Origin of the sequence: Deinococcus apachensis DSM 19763 (assembly GCF_000381345.1) — a bacterium.
Lineage (GTDB): Bacteria > Deinococcota > Deinococci > Deinococcales > Deinococcaceae > Deinococcus > Deinococcus apachensis.
In genome coordinates this window covers 141,760-156,144 of record NZ_KB906402.1, presented here as the reverse complement: position 1 = coordinate 156,144, position 14,385 = coordinate 141,760, and the positions used below count along the sequence as shown (strand labels likewise).

Sequence of the window (14,385 nt, the reverse complement as noted above, 5' to 3'; positions counted from 1 at the left end):
TGGGACATGCCGCAGTTGACCAAATAGCTTTCAACTGCGGCACCTGCTGACGTAACTGCCTCTTCTTTCACTTCCATGCCAGAGAACATCATCACGTAGAGCCTGAAAAGGTGTTCGGCTGTTGCGAAAGCGACCCTGTTCGCGTCCATTCCCCACCCTACCCCCGGGGAGGTGGCCGTACCCACGCAAACCGACGGCCCCAACCTCCTATCAGCAACCTGGAGCAGGTGCATAGGCATGGGGGCACACGTGCGTGCGAATGCTCTATCACCCGCTGGGCTGGGAGGAAGCTGGTGATCCCAAACGCGACAACCACTGCGGGTTCGGTAAGCCTCTACTCCTCGTGCAGAAATTCGCCACGCAAGCTTGACCACCCCGCTAAGCTGAGCGCCGCATGAAAATATTCTGTGCTTCCAAAGTAGTTCTGCGTCTCCTCGCCCTCGCCGTGGTGGGCATGGTAGTGGGATGCGCCCCGGCTGCTACCACGCCCCCCATCAATGATCCGATCTTTGCCCAGGGACAAATTTGGGTCATGACGCTCCAAGGCGCCAACGTGGGCACTCCCAGGACGATGACGGTGGGTACCCGCAGCAGCGTGAAGCGGGACGGGGTGTTTTATGAACCGACCATCACCCGGGAGGGTGGGAAGGTCGTCGGCGACAGCTTTGTCTTCGACCCGCTGGACTCCGATCCCGAATTCATCTTCGCGCTGCGGCTGGTCAGGGACGGGACCACGGATGTCAGCGAGGTGTGCGTGGTGAGGACGCCGGGCGCCGTGGCGATTGGGCAGCCGCTGGCTGGCGTGTACGCCAGGACCGTGGACAAGGAAAAGACGCCTGAATATTTCAACACCTACATCGAAGACGGGAAGACGGAGGGGTTGCCCACCTGCACCCTAACCCGGACCCGGTAAGACGCTGCTCGACACAGCTCCCGTCTCCGGACGGGGTTTTTGGTTGCACACCGACAACCCCCGTCCATGCCCCTGCTTGGAGCGGTGATTTGCGGGAGTAGGGGCTGCTCAGGGATGATGGGCTGGATGACCTCCATGCCCCTCCTCGTAACTCTGCACCTGAACAACGGAGTCACCATCACCCAGGAGATGACGCTCCAGCAGAAGCAGCGCATCTCCCGCACGTTAAATCAGGCCGTCCTGCCCGTCACGCCCTACGAGACGACCGTGGATGACGCCCACTACGAGATTCCCTGGCGCAGCATCAGCCACATCAGCTTCCACAGTTGGGAGACCCTGCCATGAGGAGGTGAGAGACCGTGACCCAGCTCGACGCTCCACACGCCAAGACCGCCGAGGAACTGGGCACGAGCCCCACCGAGCGGCGCCCCAAGAGGCACGCCATCCCACAGCGGATGGGCAGAATCCAGGGCAGAACTGGAAGGACGCACTTGCACGAGCTCCTCATGAGGACCTCGTACTTTGGGCATAACCCACAACTCAGAGCCGCTCGGGTGAAGGCGGCGGGCAGCCCCACTCGGCGTGGGGCTTTTGCGGTAGGGAGGCGGTAGGCACGAGTCCGAGGACACACCGGTCGCCCTCACCAGATCTCGCGGCGATCCAACATCCCCCGCACCACGTCCAGCAAGTCCTCGTCCGGCAGGCGATCCGCGTCCGGCACGAAGACGATCTGCCGGTCCACCCGGACCGTGGTGCTCCGCCACACTCCATAGATGCCCGGATGGTTTGTCCGCTCGATCGTAATGGCTCGCCCCCGATGCCTGGCGTGCATGCCCCACCGTACTTCCACCCTTGAGGAGGTGACCGTACGCTGTAGCCCGAAACGAAACAACCCACCGCCCCACTCCAGCGGTGGGGCTTTTTGCTGCCGCCCTCGCACCCCACATTGCACCTCGCGCCACATCAAGGAGCATCCCGCGTCGGCGAGGTTTTTTACGCCGACGGGCCCGACGAGTCCAGAGTCCTTGGTTCTTCCCGCGTAAGGACCCTGACGAGGCGCCCCATACCTGTCAAGAAAGGTGCCCCATCCCCTCCCAGGATGCCGACCTCCTTGGGCGGGCGTTTACTCATGCAACGCCCCTCCCGCTTCCCCCGTATCAAAATTCACCATGAGCAAGGTCATCCACCTCCCGCTCCTCGCCGCGCTCCCCGCTCTACTGGCCGCCTGCGGAAACGACCAGGACCTGAGCCGGTACAGCCGCACGTCCTACAACTCCTACGCCCAGTGTCAGGCCGCCTACCGCGAGCAGATCCGCCAGGGCCTGCAAAACCCCTGCCAGAAGACCACCCGGACAGGCGGCGGCTTCTTCTACTTCGGGCCGTACATCTACAACGCGGGCGGCACGACTCGCTACGTGGGCTACACCCCCACCGGCGGCGTGGCGACCACCGGCCTGACCTCCAGCAAGAGCGGGTATTCCACCTTCAAGGCCCCCTCAATCAGCCGCGGCGGCTTCACCACCAGCAGCCGGGCGAGCGGGAGCGTCGGCGGCTGATGCGGCGCCTCACGTTTCCACCCCGGCCGAACTGGGAAGGGCGTCTCGAAGACGTTGGTTTCACCTGGTACGCCCCGACCCCCGAGCACCCCGTCCCCTACTGGGGTGAGGAGGCCTGCTATGCCTTCACGCCGGGGGAGATCGAGACCATTCGGGCCGACGCGCAGGAGCTCACGCGGTTGGTGCTGGACGCCACCGGGTCCGCCATCGCCTGGGGACGGCTGGAGGAGCTGGGTATCCCCACCTACCTCCACCAGGCGGTGCGCGAGTCCTGGGACCGGGACGACCCCACCCTGTACATGCGGCTCGACCTCGCCTACGACCCTGCGGGCCGCGTCCGGCTGCTGGAGGTGAACGCCCAGACGCCCACCTCGCTGATCGAGGCCGCGGTCAGCCAATGGCACTGGCTGGAGGACCGCCTCGCCGCGGGCCAGCTTCCTCCAGGCACGTCCCAATGGAACACCATCCACGAGGGGCTGGGGGAGCAGTGGGCGCACCTCGCCCGAGAGCGCGGCGTCACCAGCGCGCACTTCTCCTCCGCACCGGTGGACGAGGACATCGCCACGGTGACCTACCTGCGTGACCTCGCCCAGCAGGCCGGGGTGAGCGGGTCCTATCTCACCGCCGACGAGGTGGGGACGAGCCCCGAGGTGAATCACTTGGTGGACCTGCTGGGGCTGCGCATCCGGAACCTGATGTGGCTGTGGCCATTTGAGTTTGCCTGGGAAAGCCGGGACGCGGCCTTCCTTGCCTCCACCGAGACCCGCTTCATCGAGCCGCTGTGGAAGGTGGTGACCGGCAGCAAGGGCCTGCTGGCGTGGCTGCACCAGCGTGAACCGGACCATCCCCTGCTGCTGCCCGCCGCGCTCGCGCCCGGCGCCCTGGGGGGGAACGTGGTCCGCAAGCCGTTGTACTCCCGCGAGGGGCAGAACGTCACCCTGCCCGGGGAAGAGCCGACGCCCGGTGCCTATGGGGACCTGCTCTTCGTCGAGCAGGCGTACACGCCTCTGCCCGAGTTCGGGGGAGAGGACGGCACGCCGCGTTATCCCGTGCTCGGTGTGTGGGTGGCGGGGGACGAGGTATGCGGGCTGGGCATCCGTGAGGGGCGGGGCCGGGTGACCGACAACCGGGCGACCTTCGTGCCCCACGTCGTGATGCCGTAACTGTGCTGCCCCGAGACCAGAGGCTCAGCACCATCCGGCACAACTGGGCCAGGGGCGAGCACGGCGTCCTGCCCATGGTGACTATCATGCGCCGCCTGATCGACGAGGAGGGCCTAACGGTCGAACGGGTGATGGCCCGATGCGGCATGGAGAAAGAAGAAGTCACCCGCCTCAACGACCAGGGCGAGATGACCGAGCGTGGGGCTTTTTTCGTGGCGACAAACATCCAGGGGAAGACTTGAAATAGAGCTATGGCTTCAAGTTGCCCTTCTCGGGGAGATGCCTGCAGGTGGCTCGTGGTTCCTCTTCGAGTGTCGCCAACTCACTCTGGTACTTCTCAGTCCAGGGATCTGCGTGGTTGAACACGTCAACCGCTCGTCCCAAACCCATTTGCACAACCCAATTCAGGGCATTACCTTTCTCGGCGTACTCGGCTGCGGACTTGCGCCCTTCCTCCAGGGCTTCTGCAACGATGACTGATTCATCCATCCTTAAAACGTTCCAAGGAAGTGAGCCGCGACATGCCTCATCTACCCCATGACAGGGACACGTCGCGGGCTACCCCATGACCGGGACACCCCGCCGCAAGCCCGGCCAGAAACCCACCACCCGCGCCGAGGGCGCCAAGCTCCCGACCTGCGGCGCCGAGAACCGCAGCGGCAAACCCTGCAACCGCCCGGCAGGTTGGGGCAACAATCACCCCGGGGAGGGCCGCTGCAAGCTCCACGGCGGCGTCGGCCAGAAGCCCAGCGCCCGCTACGCGGCCGTCAACGCTTCCCCCACCCTGAAGCAAGCCATCGCGCAGCAGCAGGCGGACCCGGACCCCTGAACCTGCTCCACGACCTCGCCCTGATGCGCGCCCTCCTGCAGGACTACGTGGAGCGCCACAGCCACCTCACCGACGCCATCATTGCCTGGCACGCCAGCCACACCCGCAGCTACCAGGAGGAGGTCAAGCTCTGACGTGAGCGGCTGGCGACCTACCTGGAAGCGGTCCAGCAGGGCCACAGCGAGCCGGAGAGGGGCCGCCCCCGCCCCCCACCCCATCCCCGAGGCTTTCGAGAACAAGCCGCGCCAGCTCCCCGACCTCGCCAGCGCCGTCGGCCTGCTCGACAAGATCGGCGGGATGGTCGAGCGCATCCAGAAGCGGGAGGGCGAGCGCAGCATCAGCCTCGCGGACATGGACCGCGTGCTGAGCGAGCTCGGCTTCAAGGCCGAGCTCGCCCTGAAGGAGGTGATCCCCGACGACGCAGTCCTCCAGACCTTCGAGCCAGCGGCCCTGCGTCGTGAACTTGGACGCGCTCTTACAAGACACTGGGCCACCGTTCGCTACTGAGCCCATTCTGGCGTCCCCGCTCCTCCGGGGCCTGGAGCGCGGCCTGACCGAGACCGCCCCCAAGCCCTCGCCCCGGGCCGACGAGAACCCCTTCGCCCGGTACCGGGATGACCCAGTCGGCTTCGCCCGGGACGTGCTCGGCCTGACGGTCTGGGCCGCGATGGAGCACATCCTCCTGGCCGTCCGGGACAAGCGCAAGGTCGCCGTCCGCTCGGGTCACAAGGTCTCAAAGTCCACCACGGCGGCTGTGATCGCCCTGTGGCGCTGCCTGTGCCAGGAGGGCAGCCGCACCGTCCTGAGCGCGCCCACCGCCCGCCAGGTAAAGATCATCATCTGGAAGGAACTCACGGCCCGCCGCCGCGCCGCCTGGCTTCCCGGCGACCTCTTAGTGGACCCCGGCACCGGCTTCCACTACCGGGACAGCGAGGTCCTCGGGTTCGCCACGAACGAACCGGAAAAGATCGCCGGGGTGTCCGGCGTGGACCTGCTGTTCATCATTGACGAGGCGTCCGGCGTGGATGAAGCGCTGTTCGAAGCCATCGAGGGGAACATGGCGAGCGGCGCCAGTCTCTTCCTCATCAGCAACCCCACCCAGGTCAGCGGCACCTTCTACGACGCGTTCACCACCAAGCGCCACCTCCGGGAGACCATCCACATCTCCTCCGAGGACACGCCGAACGTCATCTCCGGCGAGATCCTGATTCCCGGCCTCGCCACGCGGGACTGGGTGATGGAGAAACGCCAGGAGTGGGGGGAGGACTCCCCGCTCTATCAGGTGCGTGTCCGGGGCAACTTCCCGACGCAGTCCGAGAACACCGTCATCGGTCTCACCCTGGTGGAGGCTGCCCGGCTGCGGTACGACGCGGACGACGCGCCCATCACCGGGGCCTTCGACCTGGGTGTGGACGTCGCCCGTTTCGGGGATGACAGCACGGTCTTGCAGCCCATCCTCCGGGCACGCAAGCGGGCGCTGCCGCCCCGCGTTCACGCGAAGCAGGACAACGTCGAGGTGGCCGGACACGTCATGGACCTCGTGCAGGAACTACGGGAAACGCTCGACTACCCCGTCTCCGAGGGCCCTGTCCACGTCAAGATCGATGACACTGGCAACGGTGGCGGCGTCACCGACCACCTCCGGCACAGCGAGCGCGCGGCGGCCCTGGGCATCGTCGTCATTCCCGTCACCGTCGGCGTGCCCGCCACCACCGAGGGGTACAGCAACCTCCGCGCGCAGATCTGGTTCGCCTCCCGCGACTGGCTCAAGGAGGGCGGGCAGCTCCCCCCGGACGGGAAGATGGAAGGCGAGGCCGTCGCCGTGAAGTACTCCTTCGACACGCAGGGCCGCGCGAAGGTCGAGCGCAAGGAAGACATCAAGAAGCATCTCGGGAGGTCCAGCGACCGCTGGGACGCCCTCGGCTGGGCATTTATGACCCGCCCGTCCAGGACCGCCAGGACCGTGCAGCGGAGGCTGCGGCCAGCCTCACGGTGCAGTCCGGCCCGAACGCGGAAGGGGATGAGTACAACGACCTATATTCTTGGCCCTGACGGGCAACCGGTCAGCAGTCCCCGCGAGGACAGTACCCCCGCCACCGCCCAGCTCCGCGGCGCCTCCCTCCCCGCCAACCCCACCATTCTCGACGCCACCGGGAGCACCGCCCCCGGCCTGCGCGGCGGCTGGACGTACGCTGACGGGGCCGGGCGACCCCTCCGCACCGGGCGCTACGGGATGAACCGGGACGCCGAACGGCTGCGCTGCCCCAGCATGTACTTCCTCAACCCGCTCTTTCAGGCCGCCCTCCGCATCGCCACCTCCTTCCTGATCGGGGACGCCTTCACGTACGGCGAGGTGCAGGACAAGACTGCCCGCCTCGGCCTGGAGGAGTTCTGGCAGGCGAACAACCTCGGCACGCTGATGAGCGAGCGCTGGCTTACCGAGGTCTTCCTCGACGGCGAGAACGCCACGGTGTTCCCGCAGGGTGACGCCAACCCCGGCCCGGACGCCCCCGCCCGCATCGCCTTCCTCGACCTGGAATCCGGAGTGCGCGTGGAGTCCGACACCGCCCTGGGCACCACGGCCGCCGACATGGTGACCGCCCTCTACCTGCGCCAGGGCGTGCGGGAACGCACCTGGGAGCGCGGGCAGTTCGTGTGGACGGCCGAGGGCGCCCTCTGGAACGACCCCCGGGGGTTGCCTTTCGCATCCGGCGCGGTGGACGCGGCGATGGCGTACATTCAGCTCGCCAACCACCGCCTGAACATCCACGAGGTGCAGCAGCGCATCATCGGCATCTACACCGCGATGCTCAACCCCAGTGAGCCGGACGGCGGGGAGGCGAAGTGGCGCGCGAAGGCCGCCGCCTTCCGGTTCATCCCCTCCAAGGGCGCGGTCATCCCCCTCATCACGAAGCCCGGCCACGTGGACAAGGAGGGCAACCGCTACGACGGGGTGACCGAGAAGCTGGAGTTCCCGAAGCCCGCGAGCGGCGCGTCCGACGCGAAGGAGGACATGGGCGTGTTCCTGCGCCTCGTCGGCCTGTGTCTGGGCGGTCTGCCCGAACACTGGCTGGGGGAGGGCGGCGAGGTCACCCGCACGGCCGCCGACAACATGAGCCTCCCCGCCGTGCGCCTCGGGCAACTGCGACAGGCCACCGTCCGCAGCTACCTCGACCGCCTGGGACGGACTGAACTCGCCCGCCGCTGGCCCGGGCGGCTGTACACCGTGTACATCACCCGCATCTGAGATCCGGCCCACCGACCCCTTGCGGTTCGTGCGGCGCCACCAAGAAGGCTATGAGGCCTCCTCCGGCCGCTGGGGTCTGGTGCCGAGCGGCATGAGTCTGAAGCAGGCCAGGCGGTACGCCACATTCAACGCCCGCATCGAGAGCGTCGAGGACAAGCCCATGTTTCGAGACGCGTTCAGAACCCGGCGCTGCGTCATCCCCCTCGCCGGGTTCTGGGAATGGCCGATGCGGGATGGCGTGAAGACGCGCGTGCGGATCGCCCGACGGGACGGGCTGCCGTTGCTCGTCGCTGGGCTGTGGAATCAGCTCGAAACATTGCAGGGGGCGCTGGAGTCCTGCACCATCGTGACCCGCCCCCCGACACCGGACCTGGCCGAGGTGCATGACCGCATGCCCGCCCTGCTGCTGAACCGGGATCTCGACGCCCGGCTGGGAGGCCATCCGGGTGCGGCCCGCACCGCGGCGCTGGAGAGCTGTCCACCACGCATCCTCAGCGTTTCGGTATCCTCGCCGCCCGGATCAGCGCGCTCCTGAGCAGGGCCCTGGTGTCCCACGGACGGTCAATACGCGTCCAGTAAGGCGAGCAGGGCATGTTACAGTCGACCATGACAGCAGCCCATGTCCGTCCGCTGCCCCTCCTGTGGGTGGCCGGGCTCCTGGTTCCCGTCCTGTACTTCGGCTCACAGGTGCTCGCCGCCCCCTCCTTCCCAGGCTTTGATTTCCTTCGAACGACCGCGAGTGACCTGGGCTCAGACCACTCCAACGTGCCCGGCATCGCCAACACGGGAGCCCTGCTCGGCGCCCTGGTGACCATCGTGACCGCCGCCTGGTTCGCGCTGCAGTTGTCCCGCCGGGTCCCGGTGGTGCTGGTGGCGTTGGTCACGCTCGCCCTGGCCTTGACAGGCGCGATGAACTTCTGGGCCTGGCTGCACCCTCTGCCGGACCCCCTGCATGGCCGCAATCCATTCACCGTCGCCTCGCTCATCCTCCCGGTGCTGCTCCCCCTCGCCACGTGGAGGCTGCTCTCACGTGGGGTTCGGGTGTACCTGCTGATCAACCTCGCGGGCTACCTGGTGCTCTTCGCAATGTTCACCGGGTTGTACCCCGGCCCAACGCAGACGTATCCCGGGTTGATGCAGCGGCTGCTGGCTGTCACCACCTTCGTCCCGGTGGCCGTCCTTGCCGTCGCGCTGCGTCGCTTCCCAGTCCGGTCACATGGTCGGCACAGCAAGCCGGGCGGTGAACACGCGACCTGAGGGTGCTGCTGCCCAGGAGGTCAACGCCTGATGGTCAGCGGAGGGCACGCTACCCTCCCCCCATGCGCCCCGCCGATCTCACTCCCGCCGAACTCGTGGACCTGCTCGACGACGCCTATCAGGAAGACCGGGGCGGCCCTTCCTCCGGGCTTGCGCCCGCCGAACGCAATGTCTTGGCCGACTACCTGGGCTGCCACGGGGAGGCGCGCGCCGAGGCCCTGCACCTGTGGCAGGAGCGGCTGGCATGGCAGGGCGGCGACGGGGAGGACGCGGCCTACTGGCTCGACGGGGAGTTCGTGGGGACAGGATAGGACCATTCCTCAGGGGCACCATCCATCCTCTGAAGCCTTTTGCGCTGAACCTTTCTTGCTACGGTGGGGCGTGATCAAAGACGACATGGCGATTCATGCCGGTATTCCCGAAAAGGCCATCAAGGCGGCGCTCCGACAATTCGACGAAGTGCCTTCGGAAGTCACCTGGAACCTGGCCCGCAGCCGCCCGGGTCGTCCCACCAAGGTGTACTTCGAGGCGCCCACCACGGCGGAGATGCAATTGGCCAAGCAGCGCCTCGAGCAGCTGCTCAACGCCAGTGGGTTCGATCTGTACCCCTAAGGTGGGCCAGGGGAGGCGCTTCATCGTCAGGAAGGGGGCCACTTTCGTTTACCTTCTGTCCTCGTGACTGACTTCCGACCCTGATGACGCGGCGTACTGGCTTCAACGTGGCGTTCATGGGGGCGAGCCAGTAGGAACTCCACATGCTGAGGCGCCAGGCCCCTTGAGTGTGCTCACCAGGTCACGACGTCATGTTGGGTGACACGATTTTGATCAACCCAGACGTGAAAAGTTGAAGAAAGTAGTTCTTCCCGTTCCACACGAGAAAACGTGCGAAAGCACGGGGAAGTCAAGCTCAGCCTTCAACGCTGAGAAAAAATAGGCAGGTGCCCGATATACCTGCAGGTCACCAGGTCATGGCTCTCCAGAAACGCCAGAACCTCAATCAGATCACTTCTTGGACAATTCACGGCGCTACCGATGTCACCCAGCGTAACCTTACGACCCACGACGTACGCCATGACCTTCTGCTGTAAGGGGGACAGAACGGGCGGGAGAGCGGGAGCCGCCAGGGAAGTGTTCAGACTGTAGGTTGCCCCGGTAGCCACAGCCCTGGATGGATCGATAAAACGTTGACGAAGGGTGCCGTCACCCAGAAGGTCGGAGAGCAGTTCTTGGAGGACTGGTTCCTCAAGCTCGGAGGCGGCGCGCAGGTCATCCGCATGCCAAGTGGGCCGCGTGGCAAGGAGCTCGAGCAGGTGAGGACGAGCGGCTCGAACACGACCGGCATACCTGGTCGTTGTCATGAACCTCCTGCCTTCATGCCGCGGGCAGGGCCCGCGCATTTTAAGTTGTGTGGCATGTCCGCACTATAGACACTCCGGAGGGTAACGAAGCAGAGAACGCGTTCCTCCAGAACTTAAGCTGCCAGGAGGCCGCAGTGACATGGCGTGAGTCCACCCCAGCCCTCCCCGCTGTTCAATACGTCCGCCAGTCCAGCAGCGCCGCCCGCGTCAGCTCCCGTGCATCCAGCGCCGAGCCGTCCGCAGCCCGCACCAAAGGCAAGCCCGCCCGCATCTGCCACAGGATCACCAGGCGGTGGCCCAACGCCTCCGCCACGTCGTGAAACTCGGTATGCCGACCCCACTGGACCGAGACGGGGAAGAGGTCGGCTGGGGAGGATGAATTGCAGTGTCCTCACTCACGTGACCCCTCCGTCCAGGGTGGACCCAGGGCGCTCAGTGGACCGAGGTCGAGTCTGGCGATCCGCGCGTCCCCCTCCAGCACGGACTGAAGGAGCGGTACGAGGTCCGCCGCACGCTCAGGGGCCAAGTCCAACCCAGCCAGGCGCGTGACTTGCCGCACGAGGTCCGGTGTCAGGTCTTCCCCCCTCATCGCGCCAGGTACGTGTTCACGAAGACGTTGTTGCCGAGCGGTGTCTGAACGAAGCCGCGCACATTCTTCGCCAGCGCCACCGGGAAGGGCTGCTCGTACAGGAAGACCATTGGGGCGGCGTTCACGTAGAGGCTCTGAATCCGCTTGTAGAGGGCGGCACGCTTGGCCGGGTCTATCTCGCGCTGACTCTGGGCAAAGAGGCTGTCCACCTCCTTGCTCTGAAAGCCGGTGTGAAAGGACTCGGCGGAGCTGTACACCGCCGCGTAGGCCGTGAGTTCATTCGGGTCGGCGATGTCGTCGTTCCAGTAGTTCATCTGCATCTGGAAGTCGTTCGCCTGGTACCGCCCGTTGGCGGTCGCGCTCTCCAACTGCTCGATCCTGAGCTGAACTCCGATCTGTCCCCACATCTGCTGAAGGGCCGTCGCCAGCGCGAGCTGGTCGGCGTTCCCCGCCACGACCTGGAGGGTGAGCGCCAACCCCGCCTTCACCCCCGAGGCCGCGAAGAGCTGTTTGGCTTTGTTCAGGTCGAAGGAATACGTGTTCTGCGGCGAGAAGAGCGGCGTGGCGCTCGACAGATACGACTGCATGGGCTTGCCGTTCCCGAAGGTGACGAGCGAGATCAGCGCCTTCTTGTCCGTCGCGTAGTTCAGCGCCTGCCGCAGCCTCAGGTTGGCGAGCGGATTGGCCGACCCGTCCTTGAGCTTGGGCCGCGTGTTCAGCACCACGAAGCTCACGCGAGTCGAGGGGAACAGCTGCATGTTGATCTTGGGATTCGCCTTGAGTTCCGCCACCCGCGAGAAGGGGATGAACTCGGCGCCCTGCAGCTCGCCCGCCTGCAATTTGAGGATGCGGGTGTTGTCGTCGGGGATGATCTCAAACCGGACAGCGTCGAGATAGGGGAGGGGCTTGCCGTCCGCCCCCTTCTGCCAGTAACGCGGATTGCGCTTGAGGACCATGGACGAGCCGCGTTTCCACTCACTGAGCACAAAGGGGCCCGAGCCGAGGGGCTTTTCCCCCACCGCCTTCGCCTTGTCGGCGTCCGTCTTGCCCGGAGCATTGGCGAACAGCTTGCGCGGCACGATGGCCGAGTTGAAGGTCGCCAGCGCCGCCGTCAGGCTGGGGTCGGGGTTCTTGAGGTTCAGGATGACCTGATTGCCCTTCGTGGTGACGCTGGCGATGGAGCCCAGCAGGAAGTTCCACGCCCCGTTGTCCGGCTTACGCGCCCGGTCGAGCGAGAATTTCACGTCCTGGACGGTCACGGGCGAGCCGTCCGAGAAGGTCACGCCCGAGCGCAGGGTCAGGGTGAAGGTCTTCCCGTCCTTCGAGAACCCGTAGCTCGACGCGAGGCCGGGCCGCAGCCCCTTGCCCCCCGGCCCCGTCTGGATCAACGTGTCGTAGATATTCGTCAGAATCCAGATATCGAGGTTGGCGTCCGTGAACACCGGGTCGAGCAGCAGCGAATCCGCGTAGCGCCCGTACACCAGGGTCCCGCCGCGCTGTGGGGCGGGATTTTGCGCGCTCAGACTGGCGGACGCAAGCACGCAGGTGGCGAGCAGGACGAGGGCGCGGCCTTTGGGGTTTCGCATGGACTGCCTCCGGGGAAGGGCGCGAAGTGTTATGCCGGGCGGGGGAGGTGTACTGAAGGCGGGGCAAGTCCATCGTGGTGTTTCGGCACGCGGTCAGCGGGAACTCGTCCAGACAGGGGACGGAGTGCTTGACCACTGCCGGACTGACCGTTACAGTTCACCATAACACTTTGAATTCGTTGTGCAGTCCGCTGCCGCCTGTGTTCGTCCCCCCTTGTTCCCCGTGGCTTTTCTGTGGAGGTTGGCATGAACCGATTCACCCGTCTGACGCTCGCCCTCGGTGCCGCCCTGACGCTCGGCTCCTCGCTCGCCGTAACGCGCGGCGGCACGATGGTCTATGGCCGCTACGCCGATTCGCTGTTTCTCGACCCGGTCCTGAACGACGCGAACCTCGACATCTGGATTCTGACCAACCTTTACGACACCCTGCTGCAACCCAGCCCGGACGGCAAGAGCGTCAAGCCGGGCCTCGCCAGCCGCTACGTGGTGAGCCCCAACGGCCGGGCGATGACCCTCACCCTGCGGCCCGGCATCAAATTCGCCAACGGCTCGCCCATCACCGCGCAGGACGTGAAGTGGTCCCTCGACCGGGCGCGCAACCCCAACAACGGCGCCTGGAACGGCTCGCTCGCCTCCATCACCTCCATCACCGCGCAGGGCAACACGGTCGTGCTGAACCTTAAGAGTCCCGACCCCACCCTGCCCGCCGCGCTGGCGACCTTCAACGCGGCGATCATGCCCCAGAAACTCTTCAACGCCGCCCCCGGCAAGAACGACGCCGAAAAGGCCAAGGCGTTCGCGGAGAAGCCCATCGGCTCGGGGCCGTTCGTCCTGAGCGAGTGGAAGCGCGGCTCCTCCATGGTCCTCAAGCGCAACCCCTACTACTGGCAGAAGGGCGAGGACGGCAAGGCCCTGCCGTACCTCGACGCCGTGCGCTTCGAGATCATCCCCGACGACAACACCCGCATCCTCAAGTTGCAGGCGGGCGAGTTGCAGGGCGCCGAGTTCATCCCGCTCTCGCGCGTGTCGGAACTCAAGGCGAATCCCAAGATCAACATGCAGCTCTTCCCATCCACGCAGGTCAACTTCATCACGATGAACAACCGGCCGAAGCTCAAGAACGGCTCGGCCAACCCCCTGTCCGACGTGCGGGTGCGGCAGGCGCTGAACTACGCGACGAACAAGGACGCGCTCATCCAGGTCGTGACCTACGGCACGGGCAAGCCCATGCGCTCCTTCATGTCGTCCACCACGCCGCTCTTCACCGCGCAGCAGGGCTACCCGTACGACGTGAACAAGGCGCGGCAGCTCCTCCAGGCGGCGGGCTTCGGCAATGGCTTTGAGGTGAGCTGCCTCGCCACCTCGGGGAGCGCCAACGACCTCGCGCTCCTCACGGCCCTCCAGCAGATGTGGGGGCAGGTGGGCGTGAGACTCAAGATCGAGCAGGTCGACGCGGCCACCAAGACCGCCCGCTACCGCGAGAACGACTTCCAGATGCGGACTGCGGGCTGGACAAACGACATCAACGATCCCAGCCAGATCACCAGCTACTTCGCCATCTACGAGAACGTGGAGAGCCTGCACACCGGCTTCAAGAACGCCGAGGTGGAAAAGCTCTTCGCGCAGAGCCAGTCGGAGACCAGCCGCGTCAAGCGCGCCGGGCAGTACCGCCGTATTCAGGACATCTACATGAAGGCTTCCCCCATCGTCTTCCTGTACGAGACGCCGTACCCAGTGGCGCTCGCCAAGAACGTGCGGGGCTTCGTGCAGATTCCGCTGGGCAACAACATCTTCACGGCCACGTCCCTGGAGAAGTGAAGACGAGGATTTGACGAACCGTTTTTCTTGAACGTCAGGCCCGTTCACCCCCACCCGGCCTCCCCCCTC

16 protein-coding genes are annotated in these 14,385 nt (G+C 65.8%); 13 read left to right on the top strand and 3 right to left on the bottom strand.

The window, feature by feature from the left end:
• The first annotated feature begins 532 nt into the window (after positions 1 to 532).
• Both F784_RS0110505 and F784_RS22905 read left to right on the top strand, forming a co-directional pair.
• A complete protein-coding gene (locus tag F784_RS0110505) occupies positions 533 to 913 on the top strand; it encodes a hypothetical protein (protein ID WP_157465174.1) in 381 nt (126 codons plus the stop codon).
• A 126-nt stretch (positions 914 to 1,039) separates the two neighbouring features.
• The gene (locus F784_RS22905) at positions 1,040 to 1,258 is read left to right on the top strand and encodes a hypothetical protein (protein WP_019586689.1); all 219 of its coding nucleotides are present in this window, start codon (positions 1,040 to 1,042) and stop codon (positions 1,256 to 1,258) included.
• 295 nt (positions 1,259 to 1,553) lie between these two features.
• On the opposite strand, the gene F784_RS0110495 is transcribed toward F784_RS22905, so the two are convergent.
• Positions 1,554 to 1,745 carry a hypothetical protein gene (locus F784_RS0110495; RefSeq protein WP_019586688.1) on the bottom strand — a complete coding sequence of 64 codons (192 nt, stop codon included), beginning with the start codon at positions 1,743 to 1,745 and terminating at the stop codon, positions 1,554 to 1,556.
• Positions 1,746 to 2,082: 337 nt separating this feature from the next.
• On the opposite strand from F784_RS0110495, the gene F784_RS0110490 reads away from it, so the two are divergent.
• The 10 genes from F784_RS0110490 to F784_RS0110440 all read left to right on the top strand — a co-directional run bounded on the left by F784_RS0110490 (position 2,083) and on the right by F784_RS0110440 (position 9,577).
• The gene (locus tag F784_RS0110490; protein ID WP_019586687.1) at positions 2,083 to 2,469 is read left to right on the top strand and encodes a hypothetical protein; all 387 of its coding nucleotides are present in this window, start codon (positions 2,083 to 2,085) and stop codon (positions 2,467 to 2,469) included.
• Positions 2,469 to 3,632 carry a glutathionylspermidine synthase family protein gene (locus tag F784_RS0110485; RefSeq protein ID WP_019586686.1) on the top strand — a complete coding sequence of 388 codons (1,164 nt, stop codon included), beginning with the start codon at positions 2,469 to 2,471 and terminating at the stop codon, positions 3,630 to 3,632. Before F784_RS0110490 ends, F784_RS0110485 begins: the two co-directional genes overlap by 1 nt.
• Before the next feature lie 2 nt (positions 3,633 to 3,634).
• Complete coding sequence (locus F784_RS22900; RefSeq protein WP_019586685.1) at positions 3,635 to 3,874, top strand: hypothetical protein; 240 nt, start codon at positions 3,635 to 3,637, stop codon at positions 3,872 to 3,874.
• Positions 3,875 to 4,197: 323 nt separating this feature from the next.
• A complete protein-coding gene (locus F784_RS22895) occupies positions 4,198 to 4,461 on the top strand; it encodes an HGGxSTG domain-containing protein (RefSeq protein ID WP_019586684.1) in 264 nt (87 codons plus the stop codon).
• Between the two features lie 135 nt (positions 4,462 to 4,596).
• On the top strand, positions 4,597 to 4,968 hold the full coding sequence (locus tag F784_RS0110465; RefSeq protein WP_019586682.1) for a hypothetical protein: 372 nt from the start codon (positions 4,597 to 4,599) through the stop codon (positions 4,966 to 4,968).
• Positions 4,925 to 7,708: a hypothetical protein gene (locus F784_RS24580; protein WP_019586681.1), complete on the top strand. Its 2,784-nt coding sequence runs from the start codon at positions 4,925 to 4,927 to the stop codon at positions 7,706 to 7,708. The genes F784_RS0110465 and F784_RS24580 overlap by 44 nt, the downstream gene beginning before the upstream one ends.
• A 28-nt stretch (positions 7,709 to 7,736) precedes the next feature.
• Positions 7,737 to 8,243: an SOS response-associated peptidase gene (locus tag F784_RS22885; protein ID WP_245557819.1), complete on the top strand. Its 507-nt coding sequence runs from the start codon at positions 7,737 to 7,739 to the stop codon at positions 8,241 to 8,243.
• Between the two features lie 71 nt (positions 8,244 to 8,314).
• A complete protein-coding gene (locus tag F784_RS0110450) occupies positions 8,315 to 8,965 on the top strand; it encodes a DUF998 domain-containing protein (RefSeq protein WP_019586679.1) in 651 nt (216 codons plus the stop codon).
• 62 nt (positions 8,966 to 9,027) lie between these two features.
• Positions 9,028 to 9,276, top strand: coding sequence for a hypothetical protein (locus tag F784_RS0110445; RefSeq protein WP_019586678.1), 249 nt, complete (start codon positions 9,028 to 9,030; stop codon positions 9,274 to 9,276).
• 70 nt (positions 9,277 to 9,346) lie between these two features.
• Positions 9,347 to 9,577 carry a hypothetical protein gene (locus F784_RS0110440; protein ID WP_019586677.1) on the top strand — a complete coding sequence of 77 codons (231 nt, stop codon included), beginning with the start codon at positions 9,347 to 9,349 and terminating at the stop codon, positions 9,575 to 9,577.
• A gap of 918 nt (positions 9,578 to 10,495) precedes the next feature.
• On the opposite strand, the gene F784_RS27570 is transcribed toward F784_RS0110440, so the two are convergent.
• Positions 10,496 to 10,624 (bottom strand): hypothetical protein, encoded by a 129-nt coding sequence (locus F784_RS27570; RefSeq protein WP_019586676.1) that lies wholly within the window; start codon positions 10,622 to 10,624, stop codon positions 10,496 to 10,498.
• Between the two features lie 284 nt (positions 10,625 to 10,908).
• Positions 10,909 to 12,498: an ABC transporter substrate-binding protein gene (locus F784_RS0110425; protein WP_019586674.1), complete on the bottom strand. Its 1,590-nt coding sequence runs from the start codon at positions 12,496 to 12,498 to the stop codon at positions 10,909 to 10,911.
• Between the two features lie 246 nt (positions 12,499 to 12,744).
• Here F784_RS0110425 and F784_RS0110420 point away from each other — a divergent pair, with 246 nt between their 5' ends.
• Positions 12,745 to 14,316: an ABC transporter substrate-binding protein gene (locus F784_RS0110420; protein WP_019586673.1), complete on the top strand. Its 1,572-nt coding sequence runs from the start codon at positions 12,745 to 12,747 to the stop codon at positions 14,314 to 14,316.
• Positions 14,317 to 14,385: the final 69 nt, after the last annotated feature.

Bases quoted from the DNA above. Each gene is read 5' to 3' on its own strand.
- F784_RS0110445 (WP_019586678.1), top strand. From the start codon at position 9,028: ATGCGCCCCGCCGATCTCACTCCCGCCGAACTCGTGGACCTGCTCGAC.
- F784_RS0110485 (WP_019586686.1), top strand. From the start codon at position 2,469: ATGCGGCGCCTCACGTTTCCACCCCGGCCGAACTGGGAAGGGCGTCTC.
- F784_RS0110450 (WP_019586679.1), top strand. From the start codon at position 8,315: ATGACAGCAGCCCATGTCCGTCCGCTGCCCCTCCTGTGGGTGGCCGGG.
- F784_RS0110495 (WP_019586688.1), bottom strand. From the start codon at position 1,745: ATGCACGCCAGGCATCGGGGGCGAGCCATTACGATCGAGCGGACAAAC.
- F784_RS0110505 (WP_157465174.1), top strand. From the start codon at position 533: ATGACGCTCCAAGGCGCCAACGTGGGCACTCCCAGGACGATGACGGTG.
- F784_RS22895 (WP_019586684.1), top strand. From the start codon at position 4,198: ATGACCGGGACACCCCGCCGCAAGCCCGGCCAGAAACCCACCACCCGC.
- F784_RS22905 (WP_019586689.1), top strand. From the start codon at position 1,040: ATGACCTCCATGCCCCTCCTCGTAACTCTGCACCTGAACAACGGAGTC.
- F784_RS0110425 (WP_019586674.1), bottom strand. From the start codon at position 12,498: ATGCGAAACCCCAAAGGCCGCGCCCTCGTCCTGCTCGCCACCTGCGTG.
- F784_RS0110420 (WP_019586673.1), top strand. From the start codon at position 12,745: ATGAACCGATTCACCCGTCTGACGCTCGCCCTCGGTGCCGCCCTGACG.
- F784_RS0110490 (WP_019586687.1), top strand. From the start codon at position 2,083: ATGAGCAAGGTCATCCACCTCCCGCTCCTCGCCGCGCTCCCCGCTCTA.